We start from the raw sequence: 26170 nt of genomic DNA on the forward strand, positions 1-26170 counted from the left end.
TATGCTGCGCTTTCGGCATTTATAACCCCCAGTCTTTAATCACCAGGGTGACAGATACCGGGCCTGCGGGGCTGTTGGTTTGCGCTTTTATCCGGGTGGGCAGGACAAAGGTGCCCTCCTTGCGGTAGTCGCTAAAACTGAGCGCCCAGCCGGATTGTTGCAGGCTTTGCAGCTGGCCCTCGGCATTGCGTTTTTCACCACTTTTGGCGCCGGGGGCGGGCAGTCCTCGCACCCAGTAAAACATTTCCCGGGCGGGTAGGGGCCAGCCCAGTGCTTCTTGGGTCAACTGCGCGGGGTTACGCGCATAAACCGGTGCTTCACTGCCGCGCACCAAACTGACGCCACCGGCGGAGCCGGTAATTACCGTGGTGCCGGCACCGAGAGGGCCGCTTAAGTGCAGGCGAAAATTCTCAGCGCCGCCCTGGAGCCAGGCCAGGTTGGCACTGCCGTTTTCTTTGGGGGAGCGCACGCCCAGTTTGCCTTTGAGATTCCACTGGGTAAATTCCACTACCGTTTTTGGTGTTGGCTTTTCACTGCGCTCGTTTGGCTGGGGTTCCGGCTGAGGTTTTTGTCCACTACAGGCAGAAACTATTATTGCCAGGCAGGCCAGCAGGAATAAATAGAATTTTCGCGCGGTTATTTGGTCAGTGATCTGATGCATGTTGTTCCAGTGACTCTTTGATTTGTAGGCGCTGCATGGCGGCCGGAATAAGCTTGCTGTGGGGATTGAGCAGAAGGCCTCGTCTCCATATTCTCAGTGCCGCTTCCCTGTCTCCCTGAACCCAAAGTACTTCGCCGAGGTGTGCGGCAATTTCGTGATCGGGATGTTTATCCATCGCCTGCCGCAGGTACTTTTCCGCAGCGGCGTAATTACCCAGACGGTACTCTATCCACCCCATGCTGTCGATAATTGCCGGGTCTTCCGGTTCGAGTTCCAGGGCGCGGCTGATCAATCGATAGGCTTCCGCGTGGCGCGATTTGTCATCAATCAGTTTATAGCCGAGAGCGTTGAGGGCCGTGGCGTTATTGGGGTCCCTTTCCAGCAGGATTCTCAGGTCCTCTTCGAATTGTTGTGTATTGCCGAGTTCATCGTGCAGCAGCGCGCGGGTGTAGATCAAGCGACCGCTGCCGCCGTTAATTTTTAACGCTTCTTCTATTCGCTGCAGCGCCGCGTCGGCCTCACCGCTTTTGCGCAGTAATTCGACCTCCATCAGATAAAAATGTTCTTCTTGGCTGGGGTGCTTTTTCCTCAGTGTGGCAAACCACTCCCGGTTGCTGTTGTGCCGCCCCAGGCTCGCCAGTAATTCTGTCCCCCGGGTAATGGCCTCCACGTAATCGCTGCCGGGGCCCACTTGGCGGAAATGTTTCACTGCGCTGGAAAAGTCTCCAGATTTTTCTGCGATGCCACCCAGGTAAAAATGTGCAGCGGATTCGTGCTGTTGTAGCTCGATCAGTTGGGTAAAGAGCATTTTGGCTTCGTCGGCCTGATCGGTTTCATATTGAATCAGGGCCAGCGAAAAAATCAGGTTGCCATCCTCGGGGCTCTGTCGCACCAGCTCGGCAAACTGCTGGCGAGCCAGGGCCAGGTCCTCGCGAATAAGCAGACGGGCATACTGAAGGCGCAGCGGGCTCTCGGAGGGGTGAATACCGACAAGTCGTTCGAGCAGGGCAATGGCTTCCTGGCGCCGGCCCAGATCAACCAGCAGGTGGCTCTCCAGCAGCGGGGCATCCAATTGGTTCGGGTGCCGCTCCTGCACGCGGTGTACCAGGGAGAGGGCGCGGGTAAATTTTTGCTCGGTGCGCAGCACCATGGCGTAGGCGAGTACGGCCTCGTCATTGAGGGGGTAGTCCTCGGCCAGTCGGGCAAACTCCCGCTTGGCCTGCGCGGTCAGCTGTTCGTGGCCAATGGCCGTGGCGGCGAGGGATTGCATGGGCGGATCGCCGCCCAGTTGCAGGGTCTTGGCGGCGTGAATTAGGGCTCGGTGTAAGTTGCCTGCCAGGGCCAGCTCGACGGTGAGGGCCAGTTGTGCATCGGCACTTTGCGGTTCCAGCTCCACCCACAACTGGGCGGAGTCCAAAGCGGCCTGGCGGGCGTTTAAGAAGCGGGCGATACGCGTTGCGCGGGCGGCAACCCCGGCATCTTTAGTGATCTCCGCCTGGCGGTAGTAGTTGGCCAGTGCGATATCGTAGTGCTCGCGGATGCCGGCAACTTCGGCGACCAAGAGCGTGTAGAAGGTATCGATAGGAAAGCTTTTGACCTCCGCTGCGGCTGGCTGCGGGGCTGTCTTTTCTTTCAGACTCTGCGGTTCCTGCGTTGTTGTCGCCGGCTCTTCGGTGGGGGCCGCTGAGGTCTGGCTCTGCGTGCAGGCGGTCAGCGCCAGGGACAAAAACACGGCGGCGAGCTTGAGCAGGTGGTTGTCAATATGGGTGGGGCGTTGTAGTGCGCGAGGAGGGAGCATAGATCGTGTCCATACGTTGTCGCTAAAGACTGGCAATTGGCGTGTTTTAAGCGATTATCGCCATATAATTCTAGTCGTGAATCGGGGTTAGAACGGTCGTGGGCTGGGGCTCTTGCCAAATCGGCGGGCAATTTTACTGGCTCATGTGCTTGCAAGGGAGGCGACAGCCTATGAAAATGCGCTCCCAGTGCGGTTTCCGCCTTTTAAGATTTAATGCTAACGGAAGTCTATGCCAATTCTTACCCTGGGTATCAACCACGACAGCGCGTCGGTCGAAGTGCGCGAGCGGGTGGCCTTTGCCCCCGAGGTGATGCCCGGCGCACTGGGAGATGCGCGAAAAGCACTGGGGTGCCGCGAGCTGGCCATCCTGTCTACCTGCAATCGTACCGAAATATATGGAAACCTGGATGCGGAAGCCCTATTGCAGTGGCTGTCTGAATACCACCAGGTACCCCTGGAGCAGCTCAGGAGCTGTGCCTATGTGTACAGCGGCGAGGAGGCGATTCGCCATATGATGCGCGTCGCCTGTGGTCTCGACTCCCTGGTATTGGGCGAGCCGCAAATCCTCGGCCAGATCAAATCCGCCTATGCCGTGGCGCGGGAATCCGGCAGCGTTGGCAGCGAGCTGCACCGGGTTTTCCAGCGGGTGTTTACCGTCGCCAAGAAGGTGCGCACGGAAACGGCGATTGGCGAAAACCCGGTCTCTGTCGCCTATGCCGCTGTCTCTTTGGCCTCGCGTATTTTTACCGACCTGAAAAAGCAGACCGCACTGCTGATCGGTGCGGGAGAGACCGTGGAACTGGTTGCCCGCCATTTGCTCGATCAGGGCATCAAGCAGGTTATCGTTGCCAACCGCACCCTGAGCCGGGCCCAGCTGCTCGCCGAGAGTTTCGGGGCCGAGGCAATCCTGCTGGCGGATATTCCGGAGCATCTGGCACGCGCGGATATCGTTATCAGTTCCACCGCCAGTCAGCTGCCGATCCTGGGTAAAGGCGCGGTTGAATCGGCGCTGCGCAAGCGCCGTCACAGGCCCATGTTTATGGTGGATATTGCAGTCCCCCGGGATATCGAGTCAGAAGTTGGCGAGCTGGATGATGTCTATCTGTATACGGTGGACGATCTGCGCGGGGTGATTGACGAGGGCAAGCGCTCCCGCGAGAAGGCGGCGGAGGCGGCTCAGGAAATTGTCGATGCGGCTGCGGCAGAGTTTACCAAGGAGAGCCGCTCCCTGGAGGCTGTGGACAGTATTCGCAGCTACCGGCAGCGGGCCCTGGAAGTGAGTGCTTCCGAACTTGAGCGGGTGCTGTTGCAGCTGGACAAAGGCGAGGAGCCCCGTCGACTGATGGAGCAGCTCGCCCGCTCCCTCACCAATAAACTAATTCATGCGCCCACCGTCAGTCTGAAAAAAGCCACGGCGGAGGGGGATATTGAGCGTTTGCGTATCGCTCGCGAGGTCGTTGGGTTGGATGATCTCACCGATATCGATTTAGAGAAAAAGCATCAATGAAAGAATCGTTACTGAATAAATTGGACACCCTGCTTGAGCGTCACGAGGAAGTGTCTGCGCTGCTGGGCGATGCCGAGGTCATTGCCGATCAGGATCAATTCCGCGACCTGTCCCGGGAGTATTCTGAGCTGGAAGAAGTGGTGAAATGCTACGGCGCCTACAAGCAGTTGCAGGAAGATATGCTCGCGGCTCGGGAGATGCTGGGGGAGGACGACCCGGAAATGCGCGAAATGGCTCAGGAGGAGCTGCGCGAGGCCGAGGGCCAGGTGGAACCGCTGGAGCGCGAGTTGCAGACTCTGCTGCTGCCCCGGGACCCCAACGATAGAAAAAATGTCTTCCTGGAAATTCGTGCGGGCACCGGTGGTGATGAAGCGGCTATTTTCTCCGGTGACCTGTTCCGCATGTACTCCCGCTACGCGGAGAAGCAGGGATGGCGCATAGAGATTGTCAGTGAAAATTTCGGCGAGCACGGTGGCTACAAGGAAGTTATCACCCGCGTAGCCGGTGAAGATGTCTACGCAAAATTAAAATTCGAGTCCGGTGCGCACCGGGTGCAGCGAGTGCCGGAAACAGAATCCCAGGGGCGCATCCACACTTCGGCTTGTACGGTGGCGGTAATGCCGGAGCCGGATGAGCGCGACGCGATTGAAATTAATAAAGCGGATTTGCGTGTGGATACCTACCGCGCTTCCGGTGCCGGTGGTCAGCACGTTAACAAAACCGATTCCGCTGTGCGCTTAACCCATATTCCCACCGGGATTGTGGTGGAGTGTCAGGACGAGCGCTCCCAGCACAAAAACAAAGCCAAGGCGATGGCACTCTTGCAAGCCAAGCTCAATACTGCGCAGGAGACGGCGGCGGCCCAGGAAATTTCCGATGCCCGCCGCAGCCTGGTGGGCAGCGGCGATCGCTCGGAGCGCATCCGCACCTATAACTACCCCCAGGGCCGCGTTACCGATCACCGTATCGGTCTCACCCTTTACAAGCTCGATGAGATTATGCAGGGGGCTCTGGAGGAGGTGATCGGGCCATTGCGCACGGAGTACCAGGCCGACCAGCTGGCGGCTTTAGCCCAATAATTCCCGATTTTTTACGCCGCCTCGAGCGGCGTTTTTATAGGTTTTTCTCCATGACCAGCGTCAAGGAAAATATTGCGCGCTGCGCCCAGTTAACCGATAGCGACAGCGCGCGCCTGGATGCAGAACTTCTGCTCGGCAGTGTGTTGGGGCGCGAGCGCACCTGGCTCTATACCTGGCCGGAATACGAATTAAATGAAGCTGAGCAGGCGCGCTTTGACCAGTTGCTCCAGCGCCGACAGGCGGGGGAGCCGGTGGCGCACCTTATCGGCGAGCGCGAATTTTGGTCTCTGCCTCTGAAGGTGGATGCCTCCACCCTGATCCCCCGCCCGGACACTGAATTACTGGTAGAGACCGCCCTGGAGTTTTTCCCCCAGGGCAGGTTGCGGGCGCTGGATTTGGGCACGGGCACGGGGGCGATTGCCCTGGCTCTGGCGTCGGAGCGACCGGGCTGGGAAATTATTGCAGCGGAAAAATCCCCCGCTGCGGTCGGTTTGGCAGAGGAGAACCGGCGCTCCCTCAAGCTGCACAATGTAGAAATTATCCAGAGTGATTGGTTTTCCAATGTGGCGCCACAGCCGTTTTCCCTGATCGTCAGCAATCCCCCCTATATCGATGCCGCTGACCCGCACTTGGTACAGGGCGATGTACGCTTTGAGCCGCGCTCTGCGCTGGTGGCGGAGCGGCAGGGCCTGGCAGATATTGAGCATATCGCTGCAACAGCGAGTGCTTATCTCGAAAACGGCGGCTGGCTAATGGTGGAGCACGGCTGGCAACAGGCCGATAGCGTGCGGGAAATTTTTTCTGCGGTGGGATTGCAGCGGGTTTCAAGCCGCAGGGATTACGCCGGTTGGGAGCGAATTACTCTGGGACAAAAATAGTGGGGCGCGCAAGTTGGCCACTGAATGCGCAGCGGGTGGCCGGCTCGCGGGTGTAGCGCAGCGCTTGCCATAAGCCGGGGCAAGCGCCTTGCGATTGACCGCAGAGGGGTTATTCCTCACCTTCCGTCGGCGACTGCTGTTTCTCTGGTGTGGCCGGCACTTTACTCTCCGATTTTTCAGCGACCGACTCTTCCGCGACCACTTCCTGGGGTGGACTGATTTGCTCCTGGGGCGCCTGGAGGCCGATATGGTAGGCGGCAAATCCCGGCTGCACGACTTGGTTCAATGCCATACCGAGAATGCGGCCGTTGTGCTCGGAGCGAATTTCCGTGCGCACATTGGTAATTGGGTTGGTCACCGTTCCCAGCAGGTCCCCTTCGCGCACAAACTCCCCCAGCTGCACCTCACTGAAGATAACCCCGCCGGTGGAAGTCCGCTGCCAGGTGGAGGTGTAGTAAACCGGCTCGGGATCGCCCCAGAGGCGGAATTTGCTCACCATGTCCAATTGATTGAGCAGTGTGCGGATGCCTTTCACACTGTGGCTTACCGAGAGTTCATCGAGCACCATCGGCGCCCCGGCCTCCAGGGTGACGGTGGGGATGCCGGCCTCTACGGCGGCGCGGCGCAGGGTGCCCTTGGCTCCGGCGCTGTGCAGTACCACCGTGGAGCCAAAGCCCTGGGTCATTTTCACCACTTTGGGGTTGGTCAAATCGCCGCGCAACTGTGGCAAGTTGGTGCGATAAAAAGAACCCGTGTGCAAATCCACCACGGCGTTACAGTGGCTGATCACCTCGTGGAAAAATGAATGGGCAATTCGCGAGGCTGAGGAGCCGTCCGGATCGCCGGGGAAGTGCCGGTTCAGGTCGCGCCGGTCGGTCAGGTAGCGGGAGCTGCGGTGAAAGCCCTGCAAGTTGACGATAGGTACACCGATTACCGCACCGCTTAAGTGCTCGGCATCCAGGTCGTACATCACCCGCCGCACTGTCTCCACACCGTTCAATTCATCGCCATGCACCGCTGCGGTCAGGCAGAGTACCGGCCCCGGTTTGGCGCCATTAACCACCAGTACCGCTGTGGGACTATAGACCCCTTCGAAGTGTTGGCTGGGGGACCAGGCCAGGCGCGTGGAGGTTGCCGGGGGGACTTCAGAGCCCAGCAGGCGCAGGGGCTTGGCAACTTCTCCCGGCTCCAGGGAAATCGTGCCGGGCTCCGGCAGCTCAGTGTCGCTCGCCGCAGTTTGCTCTGCGGTTTGGTTATCTGCGGCTGTTTCTGCCGTGGGCTGGGGCTCCAGTTCGTGTATCGGTTGATCCAGTTGCAGGTTTTCCGCCTTTGGCAGAGAGGTCTCTTCGCTGTTATCGCCTGCAGGTTCGGAATCTGCCGCTGTGGTATCGGCCTCGCTGGGTGGTCCCAGTTCGGTAATAACCGGCTGATCCAGTTGTAAATTGGCGGCCTGGGGTATCTCTTCGGCTTGTGTTCCGCTGCCGTCACTGGCACTTAGGGTCTGGGAGGAGGACAGCAGAAGGGCCAGGCTTAACAGCTGGCGGGCCATTCTGGGGGTTAGGCGCGAGGTCATTCGGCACTCCGGTCAACTTCATATATCTGGGGGTGCCGGAGAGCCTTAGGTCCGGCACTGATTGGGACTTTGGAGCGCCAGTATAGTCAATACGTTCCCGAGGGATGTGATATGCGCCAAATTACGCGTGTCCGTAGGTTTGTTCGACCGCTCTGCGACTGGTTCGCCAGAAGCGAATCCCCAGGAGAATGGCAGCCGTTCCCAAACCAATACAGATCCCGACCCAGTAGCCGTAGACACCCCAGAAGAGCTCGCCGAGCCAATAGGCACTAACAAGCCCCACCAGCCAGTAGGAGAAGAGTTGCATCATCATCGGGGCCCTGGTGTCTTTGTAGCCGCGCAGGGCGCCCCAGGTCATTGCCTGGCCGGCATCCACCAACTGGAATGCGGCGCAGAACAAAAGCAGGTTGGCGGCTACCGCAATAATTTCCTCGTTGCTGGTATAGGCCTTAACAAACAGGATGCGCAGACTGATCAGAAGCACGCCGGTACCCAGTGCATAGATCAGTCCCGCGCTGATACCTACATTGCCGCAGAAGCGCGCCCGCTTTGGCCGCCCCTGTCCGAGCAGTTGCGCAATGCGGATACTCAGGGCCTGGGCCAGGGCCAGAGCTACCAGGTAAAAAATTGAGCCCACATTCATACTGATTTGATGTGCCGAGACAATTTCCTTGCCGTAGGAGGCCAGTAGAAAGGTGAGGCTGGCAAAGAAAGTCACCTCGCTGGTAGCCCCGATGCAGATGGGCAGGCCGATCGCGAACAGGTGGCGCAGTGTTGGGCCGTGAGGGCGCGGCGGCAGTAGTTTCAACTTGAGGGTGCGGTAAGCAGGGTCGGTATTGGCGTGCCAGTAAAGAGCAATAGCGATCAGGCAGCAGACGGCAGCGGTGGCCCAGCCGCAGCCCACGCCCCCCATTGCCGGTATGGGGCCGGCGCCAAACACCAGGATAATATCCAGGGGAATATTCAAGATGGCAGCGGCCATATAGATACGCATGACTGGGCGTACCTGCCCCATGCCCTCACAATAGCCGCGCAAGGCGGTGCCCACAGCAAAGGGCAGGGTGCCAACCGTCAGCGCCAGTACATAGCCCTCCAGCACCTGGCGCACCGGTTCTTCTATGTCTATCCAGTGGCTCCAAATGGGGACAGTGAGCAGGGTAGATATAACCAGGATGCCGCCAATCAGTGCGATCCACATCCCTTGCTGCAATTGCCTGGCGCAACCCTCTTCGTCGCGGCCTCCCCGCAGGTGTGCCACGACAGGGGAGATAGCGGCGAGCAGGCCAATCAACGTCACTGCGCAAACCGCCCAAATGCTGGCTCCTAAAGCGAGTCCGGCAAGGCTCACATCACTGGCGCGTCCAGCTACCAGAGTATCGACAACCCCCATACTTACGACGGCCAGGTTGCTGATCACCAGGGGGCCTCCCAAGGTGGTCAGATGGGATAACTCGGTGGAAATGGCACGTTTATACAGTTTGAACAAATTAAAGCCAAATTACAGGTGTTGTGTATGTGATTGTGCTGCATCAGCCGGGGCCGCTGGAGGTTTGTGTGGTTGTTGCGCCACGGGTTGGCCCGATCCGATCACCTTCGGTTTGTTGGGGTGACCGCAAAACGGTCAGTCACTTCAGGTGGAGGGGCATTCTAAGACTAAAGCCCACTGGCGCCCAGTGTTTATAGCGGAATTTTTTATGACTTGGCGGCTCTGGGGTAAAAGCGGATGGGGTTGAGAGGCTGGCCGGTGAGTCGTGAAGCGGGGTTGGGGCAGGCATAACCTGGCGCTATGGGGCGGGCGAAATTGGAAAGATCGCCGGGCATTGAGGTTGTGTAAGATGGTGTCATTGTTGCCACTTCGACTACTTCGGTCGTATTAAAGAAAGATAATGAAAATATGGTCATTGAGGTATCTCTTCTCGGCACCCTGCTGATCGCAATGCTGATCCTGATCGTCGGCTACTACCTGTCGCACGCTATCCCATTTTTGAACTGCAACAGTATTCCCGAACCGGTGGTGGGCGGGCTGATCTTTTCACTGCTCGCGGCCCTCGGTTACACGCTGTTTGATATTTCTTTCTCTTTTGATATGAGCCTGAAAAACCCGCTGATGGTGATGTTCTTTACCACCGTTGGTCTGGCGGCAAGTGTCAAACTATTGATTAAGGGAGGCCCCAAAGTCGTGCTGTTTCTGGCTGTGGCCACAGTGATGCTGATAGTGCAGAACCTTATTGGGGTGTTGATGGTCAAGTCGGCGGATATGCATCCGCTGTTTGGTCTGGTGATGGGCTCGGTCACCCTGTCGGGCGGCCATGGCAATGGCGCTACCTATGCGGATTTATTCAGCAATATCTACAACCTACAGGGGGTGCTGGAAATCGCCATGGCAACGGCGACCTTTGGGCTGGTGCTGGGTGGTTTGATTGGCGGACCGGTAACCGAGCGGCTTATTCGCAAGCACAACCTTAAGCCCAGTCAAGGCAAAGACCATAGCGATAATATGGTGACCTACGATGTTGACGACAAAGATACGGTCACTCCACGGCGAATGATGGAGACCCTGTTTTTACTCGTCGGGTGCATGTTGGCCGGGAGTGGCTTGCACGGTTTGCTGGTAGCGGCCGGACTGGTCATTCCGGCTTTTCTAATACCGCTGCTACTGGCGGTGCTGGTTACCAATTTGCTGGATTTTAGCGGTCGCTATCGGGTCAGCACTGCCTGTGTTGATCTGTGGGGCACTATGTCGCTGTCGATTTTTCTAGCGATGGCGATGATGTCTTTGCGGGTGTGGGAGCTGTTTAGCCTGGCTGGGCCTATGTTGCTGATTATCGGTGTTCAGGTGATTGCGGTGATGATGTTTTGCTATTTTGTGACATTTCGGGTGATGGGCAAAACCTATGATGCCGCCATCATTGCCGGGGGACACTGTGGTTTTGCGATGGGGGCAACTCCCACCGCTGTTGCCAATATGGAGGCTCTGGTGTCGCGCCACGGGCCATCGCCACAGGCCTTTTTGGTCGTGCCGTTGGTGGGAGCATTTTTTATCGATATTACCAACGCCCTGGTTATTCAGCTCTTTATGGGCTTGTCGTGGATGTTTTAGAGGGGTTGCGAGTGATTTGTCTTTTGAAAAAACGCTGTAGCGCACGGATATTTATCCTGTTGTTGCCAGTGCTACTGTCCGGCTGCTCCAGAGGGCCGGCTCTGTCAGAGTTGCAGCACAATTTGCAGGTACAGCTCGACAGCGCCTTTGGCGATGGCCTGTGGCAGGTGCAGCACTTTAAGCGTTACGGCACCCAGCCGTGGATGGGCAATACTGCCGGCGAGCGCGATCAATGGGTGGTTTATTATCACGCGGAATTGCGCTTGCGCCGCGAGTGGCGTTTTGCGGCTTGGAATGGCCAGGGGCGCAGCCCCCTGCACCAGTTGTTAAACGCGGCGGAGAGGGGAATTGAGGGGCTGGAGGCCAGTGGCAACCGGCCGGGGGATAGTATTTCGGTGCACGGTTTTGCGCTCTATCGGCAGGGTGACAACGGCTGGTCTGCGGTTCCAGCGGAGGAATCGGCCGTGGTCCTGAGCACCGCCCCAGTACCGGCAGCTGACTGATGCCTGGACGGTGACCCCTCGCGGGTTACATGATACGGGAGCTATTGTGATTTTTTGATTGTGGGGTTACTTGGCGCGCAAAGCGATAAAGGCCTCTTTGATATGTTCAACAAAGTCTGCGGCCGTTTTTGACAGGGGTTGGTTGGCGTGATGGAAGCACTTCAGTTTAAATTCTATCGGCGGACTAAAAGGCGTGCTGACCACCTCGCCACGATTATCTGCCGCAGCGGTAAACTCATCAAAAATAGAAAAACCGAGTCCCCGCGCCACCAAATTTTTGGCCAGGTAGTAAGTCTGTGCCTGAATGGAGGTTTTAGGCATAATATTTTCAGCAGAAAAGCGCTGGCTCAATAGATCGCCCAGGGGTCCGGTGTTGGAGATTGAGATAAACCCTTCTTTATCGATATCGCTGAGTTTAATCTGCTCTCGCTCGCTGCTGGCCGAGTCTGCCGGAGCAATATGCACCAGTTGCCCGGTTCCAATTTCTATGGCTTCAATGCTGGGATGGTTGCGGTCAGTAAATACCAAGGCCAAGTCATTTTCGTATTCGTAGATTGACTCTATCGCTTGATCGTAGTGTTTTGTTTTAACGTCAAAGGTCACATTGGGAAATTTTTTGTGGTAGTGCTTAATCGCATCCGGCAGAAGATTCAGGCCCAATGCAGGCATGCAAACCACGCGAATATGGCCGTGAGTGTGTTCTTTTAAATTCTCCGCCGTTTTCTTGATCGCGTTGATTTGCTGGTAAATCTTGCGAACTTCTTCGATAAGCGAGTGAGCTTCGGAAGTGGAGACCAGTTTCCCCTTTACCCGCAGGAATAATTTGAACCCGAGCTGCATCTCTGCATGACTCAATACTTTACTGACCGATGGCTGAGATACGTTCAGTAATTTGGCTGCATCGGAGATGGAGCCTGTGTTGTATACGGCATGGAAGACTTCAATATGACGGAGGCGCATTTCAGACCCATATTATCGTTATAAAAGCTTTGGGTAATAGACACAGGTTATACGTGGGTTAATTAAAGTCAATAGATGATAAAAATATTTTCAGCATAATTACGGTTCGGGTTCAGGGCCGAATAAAACACTTTCCCACAACAGCGACAAAATAAGAGGGGATTGAAATGGCATTTTTAAAACGATCTAAACTCAGCTCACTTTTCAGGCAAAATTTAGTATCCAGTTGCTCACTTCTGCTAATGGCACCTTTGGCCGTGGCGCAGGAAAATACTGAGTCTAGTGCGCTTGAGGAGGTTACTGTCGTCGGTAGCCAAATCAAGGGGGCCGATGTCGAAGGTACTCTGCCGGTATCGGTTATTGGCGAGGAGGATATTGCACTCATGGGGGCGGCTTCTGGGGATGAGTTGTTGCGCTCTATTCCGCAGATGGGACAAGTTGGTTTTAACGAGTCGGTGACGACCGGGGTAAATGCGGCGCGTGGCGATGTTAATTCTATTAACCTGCGCAGCCTCGGCACCGGCAATACTCTGGTGCTGTTAAACGGCCGTCGCATGGTATTGCACCCGGGCACGCAGACCGAAAACTATATTCCAGTGGTGACTGTGAATTCCAATACCCTGCCAGTCAATGGCCTGGAACGGGTAGAGGTATTGCGCGATGGCGCTGCCGCACTGTACGGGGCGGATGCGGTTGCCGGGGTGGTTAATTATGTGATGAAGAAGGACTACGACGGCGCTGTGCTCAATGTGCGCTACGGTTCTTCAGTGGGCACTGAACTCGATGAAGTCACAGTGAATGGCGCTAACGGTTTTGAGTTTAATGACGGTGCCACCAAGCTGAACTTGACTGGAACCTACTATAACAAGAACGGTTTTTATGCGAGCGAGCGCGATTATTCGGCCAATTCCGACCTGCGCGGCTTTTTTACTGGCGACTCTCTGTTTGAGGGGGATACCAGCCTTGATAACCGCTCAAGCATCCACGGTTGGGGCGCTTTTGACTTTGATGACCTGGGTCTGCTGCATGTGCGCCCAACCGATTTGGTGCAGGACGACGGATCGAGTGTCGACGCGAGTGATTGCTCCTACTCGCTGAGTGATTCTGATATTTGTCTGGATGATGGCAGTGGCGACCGCGCACTGCGCGGCAACCGAAACTCTGTGCGGATGCTGTCACCAGATTCTGAGCGGATCAATTTATTTAGTTTCCTGACCCATGAGCTGGCGAATGGCTCGGAATTTTATAACGAGCTGGGCTATTACCGAGCGGAGGTCGATCGGGTGCGTGAAGCGGCCGGTCTGCTCTCCAACAGCCGCTTTGAAGTGCCGGCAGATTACTACTGGAACCCCTTTGGTCCCGTGTATTTTGATGATGGTACCCTCAACCCCAATCGAATTGTGCCTGCCGGTGATGAGAATGTACCGGATGAGGGCCTCGGCTTTACGCTGACAACCTTCACCCCTTACGACGTTGGGTTGCGCAAGATTAATGTGGTCGACACCAGCTATCGTTTTGTGAGTGGCTTGCGCGGTAACTGGGGTGATTGGGATTGGGATACCGGCTTGGTTTACAGTGAGGCCGAGACCATAGACAGCACCGATAACCGCGTCAGTCACAGCCTATTTCAGCAGTCGCTGATGCTCGATACCGAAGATGCCTACAACCTGTTTAGCGGTCTCGATGTGGATGACCCAACCAGTCTCACCGACCCCACGCCCAACTCCGAGGAGGTACTGGATACCTTCCGTATCAATGTAAAAAGACAGAGTAAAACCACCCTGGCTCTGGCAGATTTCAAAGTCTCCAATGCTAATCTGTTCAGTCTCCAGGCTGGGGATGTGGGCCTGGCTGCCGGTATTGAATGGCGCGAGGAGAGCTTTGATGAGAATCGTGATGACCGTTCCGATGGCACTATCCAATTTACCGATGAGGTGACCGGTGAGCTGGTGAATGTCAGTGACATTATGGGCAGCAGTGCATCGCCGGATGCCAGCGGCTCGCGTCGGGTGATGTCGCTGTATGCCGAAATGTTGGTGCCACTCTTGCGCGACCTACCTCTGGTAGACAGCCTGGATATGCAGCTGGCGCTACGCCATGAAAACTTCTCGGATGTGGGCAGTGTGACCAAGCCTAAGTTGGCCCTATCGTGGTACGTCAACGACTGGTTTCAAATTCGCGGTGCCTACTCCGAGGGCTTCCGTGCCCCCAACCTGATGCAGTTGCACCAGGGCGCCGTATCGGTGGTGAATACCCGTACCGACCCGGTGACCGGAGAATCGGTGGGCTTGGAAGAGCAGCGTCTGGGCAATGCCGATCTACAGCCGGAGGAAAACTGGAGTCACACTTACGGTTTTGTCTTAACACCATTTGATGGTTTCACCTTTACCGCTGACTATTGGGATATCAGACAAGAGGGTGTGGTGGGTATTCTCGGTGCGAGCAATGGCCTGGCGCTGGATGCGGTGCTGCGTGAGCAGGGTTCTTACAACCCCAATGTTATTCGCGCAGAAACCAGCGATGGTTCCGTGGGTGAACCCATTTTATTCCTGGATGAATACCTCAATCTGGACCCGCGCGATATCAGCGGTGTAGACGTTAGTGCGATGTATTCCTTCGATACCGACATCGGCAATTTTGATCTGAAATGGAACGGTGCTTATCTCATTAAATTTGATCAGGACCCCAGTGAGGAAATGCAAATCCTGATTGATGCCGGAGAGGTGGCCAGCAATGCCGGCAGTCTGATCGGCGAGGATGGCCGCCCCCGTTGGCGTTCCACCATGTCGATGAACTGGCGTCAGGGTCAGTGGGGCGCGGGTGTTTTTGCCCAGTACACCAGTGCTGTGACAGATACCAGTACCCTGGCTGACAGCGATACTGCGGCACCTGATACCGCACTGCCTATCGATAGCTATACAACGGTTAACACAAATGTGGACTACCGCTTTACCGGCGGAATGAGAGATGGCCTAAGGGTTCGTGTGGGTATGAATAATATCTTTGATGAAGAGCCAGATATTGCCGATGAGCAAATGGGCTATTTCGGCAGCCTCTATTCCAATCGCGGCCGCTATGTTTATCTCGATGTGGCAAAGAACTTTTAATGCGCTTTGTTGTTGGACTTTAACGGGGGAGTAACTCCCCCTTTTTTCTTGAAGCTCTGTCTGAGCCGGCATTATCAGCGAGATTTTGACGGTGTATCCGATAGAGCCTTCTACTCCTTAAATACAATCAGTGACGACGACAACATAAGAAGAGGTTGTAGTTTTGACCATTCGTAAGCATACAGTTGCCAGCTTGATATCGATGCTGCTCGCCGTGTTGTCTCCTCTCAACTTTGCCGCCAGTGGTCCTTACAATATGGGCCGGGATGGGATTGTTCGCTATGAGGATGTCTTTCATCCGGTGGTGGGGCGCAGCGCGATGGTGGCCACACAAAATGTACTGGCCAGCGATGTCGGTGTGCAGATTTTAGAGGTCGGTGGCAACGCAGTGGACGCGGCGGTTGCCATCGGATTTGCGCTAGCGGTGACACTGCCGCGAGCGGGTAATTTGGGTGGCGGTGGCTTTATGTTGGTCCACCGCGCCGACGGTAAAAAAACGGTTGCAATCGACTATCGCGAGACGGCCCCAAGTGGTGTTTCGGCCGCAGATTTTCTCAACAGTGATGGCAGCAAAAATAGAGCGACCAGCCGCAGCTGGCACGCTATAGGTGTTCCCGGCACTGTGGCCGGTTTACATCGGGCGTGGCGGGACCACGGTAGCGGTAAGCTCAGTTGGTCGCAGTTGTTACAGCCGGCGATTACGCTGGCTGCCAAGGGCTTTGTGGTCAATTACGACCTGGCTCAGCTGTTGCAGGCCAAAAGCGAGTGGCTGCGACAGGATACCGCTACCGCGAAAGCGTATTTTAAGGCCGATGGCAGCAGCTATCGGGCTGGAGAAACCCTGCTTCAGGCTGATCTGGCTTGGTCGTTAGAGCAAATTGCCAAACATGGCCCAAAGGCTTTTTATCAGGGGGCCATTGCTGACAAAATTGTTGCTGCTATGCAGCGGCAGGGTGGCCATATTGACCGCGAAGATTTAGCAGGCTATACCGCGAAGTACAGAACCCCGGTGGTGGGTGATTACCGTGGCTACCAGGTTGTTTCTATGCCGCCGCCCAGTTCCGGTGGTGTGGCGATTATTGAGACACTGAATATTCTCGAGCAATTCCCTCTGACGCAATGGGGGCGGTCCGCACAGACCTTCCACGTAATGGCCGAGGCGATGAAGCGCAGCTTTGCCGATCGCGGTCAGCACTTGGCCGATCCGGATTTTTACCCGGTTCCACAGCAATGGTTGATCGATAAAAAGCGCGCAGGCCAGCTTGCCACAACGATCAAACTCGACCGCGCAACGCCGTCGGAGCAGCTCGGCGGACACAGCTTGCCAGAGGAAAGCCCCTCGACCACACACTTTTCGGTGATCGATGCCGAAGGTAATGCGGTATCCAATACCTACACCCTGGCTAACTCGTTTGGTACCGGCCATATGGTCGAGGGAACGGGGATATTGATGAATAACCAGGTGTATACCTTTTCTGTGCAGGCGGATGTTGAGGGTGCGACAGGTTTTTCTGCAAGCAAGGCAAATCGGCTGGAGCCGGGTAAGCGCCCGGTCAGTTCACAGTCACCGACAATCGTGCTGAAAGAGGGCAAGCCCTTTTTGTTGGTGGGCAGTCCTGGTGGCAGCCGCATTATCAATGTGGTGACACAGGTAATCAGCAATGTCATTGACCATGAAATGAATATAGCCGAGGCCACCAATGAGCGGCGTATTCATCACCAGTGGTTGCCGGATATTCTCGAGGTTGAACCGGGTTTTAACCGCGACAGTATGGCGCTGTTGCGGGCCAAAGGGCACAGGGTTGAGGAGACGCGCACTATGGGCAGCAGCCAATCGATTATGGTGCACGATGGCTATTATTTTGGGGCTTCAGACCCCCGCCGGCCCAATGCCAAAACCGTTGGGTTGGATTAAATAAAAGCAGTTTGTTGGGGTGGAGCCCCGGGAATATATCAAGTGAATAATAATTTTTGCTTTTTTATAAAGCGTTAATTAGGGGGAGCGGATTGCAATGAATGATTATGAATTTGTTGATAAATATGCAACCGATGCTGTTGCCGTAAACCCCGCCAATGAGCTGCTGACAAAAGCAGCAATTCAGCAGGGGCTGTTGAGTGCAGAGGAACCGCTGGTCGGTTTTGTGGATATTGCCGGGGTGGAGCACACGGTACAGTCTTTACATCAGGCTTTTCCAAAACACTTTACGCATCATTTTGCGGTGAAGGCCAATGGTATGTCGGCGGTATTAAAGCTGCTGAAAAAACTCGGCATGAGTGCCGAAACGGCAAGTCCCGGTGAGCTGGAGCAGGCACTGAATGCGGGCTTTACTGCCGATCAGATTGTGTTTGATGAGCCGGCAAAAACCTTCGGGTTGATTCGCCGGGTATTATCCCTGGGTGCCACTTTACATATCGATAATTTCGATGAAATGGCGCGGGTGCAAGAGATCCTGGGCAATGACCCAACTTGCGGCGAGTTGGGCTATCGAATTAACCCTCAAGTGGGCAGTGGTCAGATTAAAGCGATGAGTACCGCAGGGCTACACTCCAAGTTTGGTGTGGCCCTTGATGATTACGGTAATCGTGAGCGTATTATCAATGACTATTTGAAGTACCCCTGGCTCAATACGATCCATACCCATGTTGGCTCCCAGGGCTGCCCCTTTAATCTGATGGCGGAGGGGATCGCCAAGGTAGTGGCGCTGGCCAAGGAGATTAACAAACGCGCCGGAGAGCAGCGTATCCGTTCAATTGACATTGGCGGAGGTCTGCGGGTGAATTTTTACAGTGATAAAGTGACACCCACCTACCGTCAGTACGCCGACTTCCTGAAAGAGCAAGTTCCCGCGCTATTCACGGGCGAGTTTAAAGTGAAAACCGAGTTTGGCCGCGCGGTGATGGCGAAAAATGGCTGTATTTTATCTCGGGTGGAATACGCCAAAAACAGTGGTGGACGGCATATTGTCACCACTCACGCCGGTGCCCAGATTGCCGCGCGCACTATTTTTATGCCGGAGGCCTGGCCTCTGCGCTTATCCTCTTTCGATAGTCGCGGTGCCAGTAAGACACAGAATTTTATCGAGCAGGATATTGCCGGCCCCTGCTGTTTCTCGGGAGATGTCATCGCCAATCGGCGGGTAATGCCAAAGCTCGACAGTGGCGATTATGTCATGCTCCACGATACCGGTGCGTATTATTTTTCCAATCCATTTTATTATAACTCCCTACCGGCACCGGCGGTTTACGGTTATCGAATTAGCGCGGCAGGCTCGGTACAGTTTGAACAATATCGGGCAGCGCAAACGCTTGGCGAGATGATGCAGGTCGTGGGTTAAAAATAAGAGCGAGAAGAGTTATGTTGATGGTTGAGAAAAGCAAACAGTTGATATCATCATTTCTGCTGACAACGCTGCTGCTCGTATCTGTGACGAGTGAGGCGGCAAGTCATGTGGATGAAAGCGCAGCGATTATCCGCTATGACAGTATTCACCACCCGGTAATCGGCACTGGTGGCATGGTGTCAAGCCAACGCCAGCTGGCCAGTGAAATTGGTGCGGACATTCTTCGCCGGGGCGGCAACGCGGTAGATGCGGCCGTGGCTACGGGCATTGCCCTGGCGGTAACTTTACCCAGGGCCGGAAACCTTGGCGGTGGTGGCTTTATGCTGGTCTACCTGGCCAAAGAAGACAAGGTACTGGCGCTCGATTATCGCGAGATGGCACCGGCGGCGGCTCACCGGGATATGTATCTGAATCCCGAGGGCGATGTAGATACCCAAAAAGCCCGCTTCAGTTATCTCTCATCGGGGGTGCCTGGCACTGTGGCAGGGCTGGCCTATGCCTTGAAAAAATACGGCACCATGAGTTGGCAAGAGGTTGTGGCTCCCTCGATAGAACTGGCAGAAAAAGGTTTTGTGGTCTCCTATGATTTGGCCGAGAACCTGAAAAGTCGCCAGGCCTGGCTCACGGCCAATACGGCCACAGCCAAAGCCTATTACAAGCGCGGCGGTGTTCCCTACGAGCCCGGCGAGGTACTGGTGCAAAAGGATCTGGCGTGGAGCTTAAAACAGCTGGCAAAACACGGTCCGGAGGCTTTTTACCAGGGCGCAATCGCCGATAAAATTGTTGCGGCGATGCAAGCGGGGGGTGGTCTGATTACCCGCGATGACCTAGCCAACTACCGGGTGCAAGAGCGCGAGCCGGTCTCCACCGATTACCGTGGCTATCAGGTGATATCAATGCCGCCCACCAGCTCCGGCGGTGTCCATATTATTCAGATGCTCAACATCCTGGAGCAGTTTCCGATCGGCAAAATGGGTGCGGGCAGTGCCGATGCCACCCACCTACTGGCGGAGGCCATGAAGCGCGCGTACGCGGATCGCAGTGAACACCTGGGCGATCCGGATCACTTCGCCGTGCCGATTGCCGGCATCACCAGTAAAGCCTATGCGCGGGAATTGGCCGAGGGTATTTCGCTGACAAGCGCGACTCCCTCGGCAAAAATCCACGCGGGCAACCCCGCGCCCTATGAGAGCCCTGACACCACCCATTTTTCTGTTATGGATGCGCAGGGCAATGCGGTGTCCAATACCTATACCCTCAATTTTTCCTACGGTTCCGGAATCGTGATCCCCGGTACCGGTATTCTGATGAATAATGAGATGGATGATTTTTCCGCGAAGCCCGGTGTGCCCAACGCCTTTGGTCTGGTGGGAGGGGAGGCCAATGCCATTGCCGCGCGCAAGCGCCCTTTGAGTTCAATGACACCGACCATGATATTTCGCGAGGGCAAACCCTACGTGGTAACTGGCAGCCCGGGAGGCAGTCGTATTATCACTACGGTGTTGCAGGTATTGGTCAATGTTATGGACCACCAAATGAATATTGCCGATGCGGTCCACGCGCCCAGAATTCACCATCAATGGCTGCCGGACCAATTGGAACTGGAGCCTGGCTTTAGTCCGGATACCATCAAACTGTTGCTGCAAAAAGGGCAGCAGGTGAAACAGGGTCGGGCCATGGGCAGTGTGCAGTCCATTATGTGGAAAGAGGGATTGTTTTATGGTGCCTCTGATCCCCGCCGTCCCGATGCTGGAACAGTAGCTGTGCAATAAGCGCAGCGCGGGTAAATTTATAACGCTAAAAAGCCATCGGCTGTGGGGGGGGGGGAAGATGAACGGGATAGGGCGAAAGGGCCACCAATTAATCAAGGTTTTTAGCCTGCTACTGGCCGGTATAATCTTCTCGACCGGGCTGTCTGCCAAAACCGCAGCGCATAATACGGTTATTACTGGGCGAGTGGTGGATGAGCAGGGTAAAGCGATTACCGGGGTTGAGATCAATAATAATGATGGCGTGGTTTTTACCCGCAAGGGCAACTTCCGCCTGACGCTGGCTGCCGAAAATATCTATCAGCTTAAATTTTCTGCGGCCGGCTACTACCCCCTAACCCATACTTTTTCCGCCCATGAATTAACGCTCAGCGATGGAAAAATTCCCGACGTTACCCTGGTGGCCCGAAAACCCGGCCGGGTGATGTTGGCTTTTGCGGGTGACTTAATGACAGGGCGGCGTTATTACAAGCCGCTAAAGGGGGACAAGCCCCTGCTGCGTGAGAGCAGTGATGCCGCACAGTTTAAGCAGCTGCTGGCCCCGATCAAACCATATCTTGTCGATGCGGATATCGCTTCAGTCAATTTGGAAGCGGTTCTGGTCGGTGATAAGCCCGGCACGGAAACGCCGAAAAGTGTCACTTTCTATTCCCGTCCGCTCACCCTGGCGGCATTAAAATGGGCGGGCATCGATTACGTCACTTTGGGCAATAATCACCTGTATGACTTTGGCGATGCCGGGGTAACAAGCACGCTCGACGCCCTGCGGGAGAGCGGCTTGAAATTTTCAGGGGGCGGGCTGAATGAGCCCCAGGCGCTTGAGAGCGCTCTGCTGCAAGGGGGCTCACAGCAATACAGCCTATTGGGCTTTGTGGGCTGGCGCGGTAACTTCTCCCCCAATCAGGTGGCCGAGGGAGAAAAAGCCGGGGCCGCCCTCGGCAGTGAAGTGAATATAGCCCGCACAGTGGCCCGCGAAGCCGCCGAGCAGCGCCCGGTGGTGGTGCAGTATCACGGCAGTGAAGAGTACAGTTACGCGCCCACTGAACTCAGCCAGCGCCGTATGAAGCTGGCCATTGACCGGGGGGCCGATCTGGTTATTGGCCATCACCCTCATGTGCTGCACGGCTTTGAGTTGTATCGGGGCAAGCTTATCGCCTACTCCCTGGGCAATTTTTTATTTGATCAGTACTTTCAGGAGACCCACCGATCTGCGCTGCTGTACGTATGGATGGATGGCGAGCAGTTTGTGCGGGCTGAGGTGGCGCCGCTCTATATTCAGCACTATCAGCCCACACCTGCGGTTGGGGCTGTGCGGCAGCATATTCTCCGCCGCCTACAGCATCAATCCTTTCTAAATGGACTGTCTCTGTCGGCCAGTGGCGGACACGGGGTTATTTTGCCGGATAGTGGTAAACGAGCCCGCAAGGCGCCGAGCGCTGGCACTGCTCCGCTGGCGCCTACACCGGGCCTGTGGGCGGGCAAGCTGTCGCTGACCTGGCAACAGCAATTGCCGGCGCTCGAGGGGATTGACCCACAGGCGAGCTGTACCAGCGGCCGCGATCTGTTGGTGACCGGTGATTTTGAATCCGATCGATTGCTGCCTGGGCAGCCTTCCACCTGGCGCCTGTCCCCCGCCAGTAGTATCGATGCGGGAACTGCCCGTTCGGGAGATCACTCGATGGTACTGCGCGGAGATAGCGGCGGCCTTGCCGGGGCGGTTACCCGTGGCTTTCACCGGTTGGTGGAGGCGGCGCCACAGGCATCTCACTCGCTGCTCGGCTACGCCCGCTCGACGCAGCCACAGTCGCTACAAGTCTGTTTGGAATACGCCCCTCGCAAGCGCGCCTTCTCACAATCGTTGGCGTCTGCGGAGCGGGAATGTTTCGGCACTGTTGCAATCGGCGGGGACGACTGGCAGGCGTTTCGAGTCGACTTCCCGCCGCTGGACAAACAGGCGGTTAAAGGCTATCGCCTGCGCTTGCAGGCAGCTGTTGCCGAGGGCGAGGCTATTACCCTCGATGACCTGGCCTGGGTGGCCTGGGATAAAACCGCCCCCTGTGCACAACTGGGCGATGGGGTTACCAATATCGATGCGTTGGCCTTGGAGCCCCAGGGTGAGGCAGCAGTGGATTTGCAGCCGGAGGTCCCGCGCCACTGAGTCTCTTGTGCTCGGGCTTACTCTCTTGAGGTCTCTACTTCGCGCTGTGGCTGCTGTCCGACTCGAGGTCTGCGAGCAGCGATAGGTCTTTTTCGTCGGATTGAACTGGGTGCCGTGTAAGAATTGGCGCTATCACTCGACTAAAGTGAACAGAGACGCTGATGATGGAGTGAGCTAAATGGGTGGTGTTATGAATCGCCTGAGCTGCGGGTACACAGGCTTTGTGCGCTATGCGCGCAAGATCGACTGGCTGGGGCCGCTGTTGTTGCGGATTTATCTGGCGCCGATTTTTATCCTCGCGGGTATGAATAAGGTGAGCCATATCGAAGATATTGCCGCCTGGTTTGGCAACCCCGACTGGGGCCTGGGCCTTCCGGCGCCCATGTTGATGGCCTGGATGACTGCACTGGTGGAGCTTGTTGGCGGTGTCGCTATCCTGGTGGGAGGCGCGACCCGGCTGGCGGTGATTCCGCTGATGTTTGTGATGGCGGTGGCGGCGGCCACGGTCCACTGGGAGTACGGCTGGTCGGCGCTGCCGGATAAAACCCTGAGTGTGCCCTGGGAGTGGCGCAAGGATTTGATTGAAGGGGCCTCGGTGCGCAAAGAGAAGATTGTGGGTCTACTGAAAGAGCACGGTAACTACGAATGGCTAATGGAAACTGGCGGCGTAACTATTCTAAAGAACGGTATTGAGTTTGCAGCGACCTATTTCATTATGCTGTTGGCGCTATTTTGTAGTGGGGCTGGGCGCTTTTTCAGTGTGGATTACTGGCTGTGCCGTCACTATAGCGGGCAGGGAGGTGCCTAGAGATGTTATACTCGCCGATTATTTGAACATTTGAGCGAGTATTTCACTTGATAGGAAAGTTGTTCCGCCGTTCCTCCTCCAAAGAGGATAAGGGCTCCCGCCGGGGAGAAGACAGCTCCGAGCGCCGAAAAGAAGGGCAAAAGCCGTCTGATAAGGCTGCCAAGGGGCGTACAAAATCCGCACAGGCGGAGGGGAAGTCGCGCAGGGGCAGTAGCAGAGGTGCTCAAAAAGGGCGCCAGCGCAGCAGGGCGCCGAAGGCTTCGGCACCCTGGTCCCTGGATGAATTCCAGGTGGCGGAGCAGGAGGACAAGGTACGCTTCCACGACCTGGGACTGCCCGATGAGTTGATGCACGCTATTTACGATCTGGGTTTCCAGTATTGCTCACCTATCCAGGGCCGCTCCCTTCCCCACACTCTCAATGGCCACGATTTGGTGGGCAAGGCGCAAACCGGTACCGGTAAGACCGCCGCCTTCCTGATCACTGTAATTGACGATCTGCTCAAGCATCCCTTTGATGGGGAGCGTTATGCCGGTGAAGCCCGCTCCCTGATTATCGCTCCGACCCGCGAGCTGGTGATGCAGATTGCCGATGACGCCAAGGCGCTGTGTAAACATACCGACCTGGAGATTCACACTCTGGTTGGCGGTATGGATTACGACAAGCAGCAGAGAAACCTGAATGAGCGCCTGGTGGATATCCTGGTGGCTACGCCGGGTCGTCTGCTGGACTTTGTCGGCAACCGGGATTGCTACCTGGATCAGGTGGAAGTTTTGGTGATCGATGAAGCGGATCGCATGCTGGATATGGGCTTTATCCCCCAGGTGCGCCGCATTGTGCGCCAGACCCCACGCAAAACCCACCGCCAAACCATGTTCTTCTCTGCCACATTTACCCCTGAGGTTGATGATCTGGTGGAGCAGTGGACCGATGACCCGGTAGTTGTGGAGATTGAGCCGGAGCGCGTGGCCACGGATTCGGTGGAGCAGCATGTCTATCTGTCTGCCAGCGAAGAAAAGTACACCTTGCTCTATAACATTGTGCAGCGGGAAGAGGTGGATAGCCTGATCGTGTTTGCCAACCGCCGCGACCAGTGTCGCCGCTTGCACGAGCAGCTTCTCGCCCACGGTATTTCCGCCGGTCTGCTCTCCGGTGAAGTGGCGCAAAACAAGCGGGTTCGCACCCTCGATGACTTTAAGTCCGGCAAAACCAAGGTGCTGGTGGCTACAGATGTCGCCGGGCGCGGTATCCATATCGACGGCATTAGCCATGTGGTGAATTTTACCCTGCCCGAAGAACCTGAAGATTACGTACACCGCATCGGTCGAACTGGCCGAGCGGGTAAAACCGGCACGTCTATCAGTTTTGCCTGTGAAGATGACGCTATGCGTTTGGAGCCCATTGAGCAGCTGCTCGGTGGCAAGCTCAAGTGTGAAGTACCGCCGGAAGAGCTTTTGGTGGAACCTCCCAAAGTAAAAGTTCAACGCAGTCACGGTGACCGCGATGGACGTCGCGGAGGCTCTGGTGGGCATCGCCGCCCACGCCGGCACTGACTTTCCCTGTTGCTGCAAGGGCTTGTTACCCTTGCAGCATCGGTATTAATGGCCTTGGTGGATTTTGAGTTCTCAATCCTGCCCTAAAGTTAGGTATTTTAGCCTGTTGCAATAAGGCCAAGCCCCACTGTTTAGCGTTGCTCCTGCAATTCTGGAGTGGCTCGCATGCTGACTCCCCCACTCAATAAAAATTACAGTTAATACTCCGATGCGCACCCTCTATCTACATATCGGCTTCCATAAAACCGGCTCCAGCTCCCTTCAGTTGGCGATGAAAGAGCAAGAACAGGCCCTGAATAGGGCCGGCTTCGAATTCCTCTCCCTGGGAAAAAAGGGCAATTCCTCTAGCTGTGTTGACGTTGTCGAGGAGAGAGAGCAGCTCCATTTTCAAGTTAATTCACGCTTCGATAAATTGCTTGCTACTAGGCGCAGCGACCGAACTATAGTGTCGGCAGAGCACCTTTGCTACTTGTATCAGCGTGATGATATTGAGCGCGTTCAGCGAGTATGTGCCAAGCATTTCGATAAGGTTGTGGTGATTGTTTACCTGCGTAGGCAAGATCTACAGGCGATATCCTTTAAAAAACAAGGGGCGAGAGGGGCCGCGTCCAAGCGGAGCTCCTCAAGTAAATTACTTGGCCACGACGAAGGGGCATTTCCCTCCCTCAGTAAGGATATTGAGATCTACTACGACTATTTTGCCAAATTAAAGGTGTGGGCGTCGGTATTTGGAGCCGATGCCCTCAAGGTTGGACTTTTTAGTCGGGAAGCCTTGCACGGTGGCGATATTGTGAGCGACTTCCTCAGTTTGCTTGAGGGCGATGTAGAACTGTCGGCTCGGCAGGTGAATGAGGGTGTGGCAAGAAAGGAGTTTTTACTCACCCATAAATTATTGGCATTGGGGGTGGCGGAGTCCGAGCTGATTAAGCTGAAGCCAATGATGCAAGAGGATGACACTCAGCTGATACCATCGCGGAGTGATGCCCGGCAATTCTTTATGCACTTCAAAGATTCCAATCAACAGCTGAACGATACCTTTTTGAGTAACGATTCAGGCCTGGCATTTGATACGGATTTTTCTGGCTATCCCGAACAGGGAAATGACTGGATTAGCGTGCGCGAGCTATCTGAGTGGATTCCAGAAATTCTGTCTGCGGGTATTCAGAGGCCTGAGGGGTTGCGCGATGCACTGTTGGCAGACAAGCTCCAGCAGATGATCGGCAGGGGGCTTTCTGGGGAGGCGTTGACGCGGGAGCTTGAATATTTGGCCAAGTGCTTGTCGGCAACGGCTTATATTGCCAGGGGACAGCAGCCTTGGTATCGGGCTCTGAAAAAAAAGAAAACCTCAGGTCGGTGATGTCAAATACACAGCCCT

Annotated in this window: 19 protein-coding genes; 13 read left to right on the plus strand and 6 right to left on the minus strand. The window is 55.8% G+C overall.

The features are described 5' to 3' along the window. Window positions 1–19: 19 nt before the first annotated feature. Window positions 20–661, minus strand: coding sequence for a lipoprotein insertase outer membrane protein LolB (lolB, locus tag ACJJIK_RS19945; protein WP_444929968.1), 642 nt, complete (start codon window positions 659–661; stop codon window positions 20–22). Continuing rightward, window positions 645–2459, minus strand: a complete 1815-nt coding sequence (locus tag ACJJIK_RS19950) for a tetratricopeptide repeat protein (protein WP_444943675.1) — start codon at window positions 2457–2459, stop codon at window positions 645–647. The genes lolB and ACJJIK_RS19950 overlap by 17 nt, the downstream gene beginning before the upstream one ends. A gap of 229 nt (window positions 2460–2688) precedes the next feature. On the opposite strand from ACJJIK_RS19950, the gene hemA reads away from it, so the two are divergent. From hemA to prmC, 3 genes are read left to right on the plus strand one after another with little or no spacing between them, the layout of a single operon-like run. Then, window positions 2689–3966, plus strand: coding sequence for a glutamyl-tRNA reductase (hemA, locus tag ACJJIK_RS19955; protein WP_444943676.1), 1278 nt, complete (start codon window positions 2689–2691; stop codon window positions 3964–3966). Continuing rightward, window positions 3963–5045 carry a peptide chain release factor 1 gene (gene prfA, locus ACJJIK_RS19960; RefSeq protein WP_444943677.1) on the plus strand — a complete coding sequence of 361 codons (1083 nt, stop codon included), beginning with the start codon at window positions 3963–3965 and terminating at the stop codon, window positions 5043–5045. Before hemA ends, prfA begins: the two co-directional genes overlap by 4 nt. Window positions 5046–5095: 50 nt before the next feature. After that, window positions 5096–5923, plus strand: a complete 828-nt coding sequence (gene prmC, locus ACJJIK_RS19965; protein WP_444943678.1) for a peptide chain release factor N(5)-glutamine methyltransferase — start codon at window positions 5096–5098, stop codon at window positions 5921–5923. A 109-nt stretch (window positions 5924–6032) separates the two neighbouring features. On the opposite strand, the gene ACJJIK_RS19970 is transcribed toward prmC, so the two are convergent. The 3 genes from ACJJIK_RS19970 to ACJJIK_RS19980 form a co-directional block, all read right to left on the minus strand. Continuing rightward, on the minus strand, window positions 6033–7496 hold the full coding sequence (locus ACJJIK_RS19970; RefSeq protein WP_444943679.1) for a succinylglutamate desuccinylase/aspartoacylase family protein: 1464 nt from the start codon (window positions 7494–7496) through the stop codon (window positions 6033–6035). Window positions 7497–7617: 121 nt separating this feature from the next. Continuing rightward, window positions 7618–8913, minus strand: a complete 1296-nt coding sequence (locus tag ACJJIK_RS19975) for an MATE family efflux transporter (RefSeq protein WP_444943680.1) — start codon at window positions 8911–8913, stop codon at window positions 7618–7620. Between the two features lie 275 nt (window positions 8914–9188). Further along, the gene (locus ACJJIK_RS19980) at window positions 9189–9398 is read right to left on the minus strand and encodes a hypothetical protein (protein WP_444929975.1); all 210 of its coding nucleotides are present in this window, start codon (window positions 9396–9398) and stop codon (window positions 9189–9191) included. Between ACJJIK_RS19980 and gltS the strand changes: the two genes are divergently transcribed. Together gltS and ACJJIK_RS19990 are read left to right on the plus strand one after the other, a co-directional pair. Further along, window positions 9391–10596 carry a sodium/glutamate symporter gene (gene gltS / locus ACJJIK_RS19985; protein WP_444943681.1) on the plus strand — a complete coding sequence of 402 codons (1206 nt, stop codon included), beginning with the start codon at window positions 9391–9393 and terminating at the stop codon, window positions 10594–10596. The genes ACJJIK_RS19980 and gltS overlap by 8 nt on opposite strands. Window positions 10597–10607: 11 nt before the next feature. Further along, window positions 10608–11099, plus strand: coding sequence for a hypothetical protein (locus ACJJIK_RS19990; protein WP_444943682.1), 492 nt, complete (start codon window positions 10608–10610; stop codon window positions 11097–11099). Between the two features lie 66 nt (window positions 11100–11165). On the opposite strand, the gene ACJJIK_RS19995 is transcribed toward ACJJIK_RS19990, so the two are convergent. After that, on the minus strand, window positions 11166–12059 hold the full coding sequence (locus ACJJIK_RS19995) for a LysR family transcriptional regulator (RefSeq protein ID WP_444929978.1): 894 nt from the start codon (window positions 12057–12059) through the stop codon (window positions 11166–11168). Window positions 12060–12301: 242 nt separating this feature from the next. Between ACJJIK_RS19995 and ACJJIK_RS20000 the strand changes: the two genes are divergently transcribed. The 8 genes from ACJJIK_RS20000 (at window position 12302) to ACJJIK_RS20035 (ending at window position 26152) form a co-directional block, all read left to right on the plus strand. Beyond that, window positions 12302–15166 carry a TonB-dependent receptor domain-containing protein gene (locus ACJJIK_RS20000; RefSeq protein WP_444943683.1) on the plus strand — a complete coding sequence of 955 codons (2865 nt, stop codon included), beginning with the start codon at window positions 12302–12304 and terminating at the stop codon, window positions 15164–15166. A 163-nt stretch (window positions 15167–15329) separates the two neighbouring features. Continuing rightward, a complete protein-coding gene (gene ggt / locus ACJJIK_RS20005; protein WP_444943684.1) occupies window positions 15330–17081 on the plus strand; it encodes a gamma-glutamyltransferase in 1752 nt (583 codons plus the stop codon). Window positions 17082–17178: 97 nt separating this feature from the next. Beyond that, window positions 17179–18501 (plus strand): hypothetical protein, encoded by a 1323-nt coding sequence (locus ACJJIK_RS20010; protein ID WP_444929981.1) that lies wholly within the window; start codon window positions 17179–17181, stop codon window positions 18499–18501. Window positions 18502–18527: 26 nt separating this feature from the next. Next, window positions 18528–20279: a gamma-glutamyltransferase gene (gene ggt / locus ACJJIK_RS20015; RefSeq protein WP_444943685.1), complete on the plus strand. Its 1752-nt coding sequence runs from the start codon at window positions 18528–18530 to the stop codon at window positions 20277–20279. A 58-nt stretch (window positions 20280–20337) separates the two neighbouring features. Beyond that, window positions 20338–22434, plus strand: a complete 2097-nt coding sequence (locus ACJJIK_RS20020) for a CapA family protein (RefSeq protein WP_444943686.1) — start codon at window positions 20338–20340, stop codon at window positions 22432–22434. A gap of 178 nt (window positions 22435–22612) precedes the next feature. After that, on the plus strand, window positions 22613–23242 hold the full coding sequence (locus tag ACJJIK_RS20025; RefSeq protein ID WP_444929984.1) for an HvfX family Cu-binding RiPP maturation protein: 630 nt from the start codon (window positions 22613–22615) through the stop codon (window positions 23240–23242). Between the two features lie 47 nt (window positions 23243–23289). Continuing rightward, window positions 23290–24795, plus strand: a complete 1506-nt coding sequence (gene rhlB / locus ACJJIK_RS20030) for an ATP-dependent RNA helicase RhlB (protein WP_444929985.1) — start codon at window positions 23290–23292, stop codon at window positions 24793–24795. Between the two features lie 208 nt (window positions 24796–25003). Then, a complete protein-coding gene (locus ACJJIK_RS20035) occupies window positions 25004–26152 on the plus strand; it encodes a hypothetical protein (protein WP_444943687.1) in 1149 nt (382 codons plus the stop codon). Window positions 26153–26170 lie beyond the last annotated feature (18 nt).

The sequence above is a fragment of the Microbulbifer regidiadema (SeqCode) genome, from assembly GCF_052466995.1.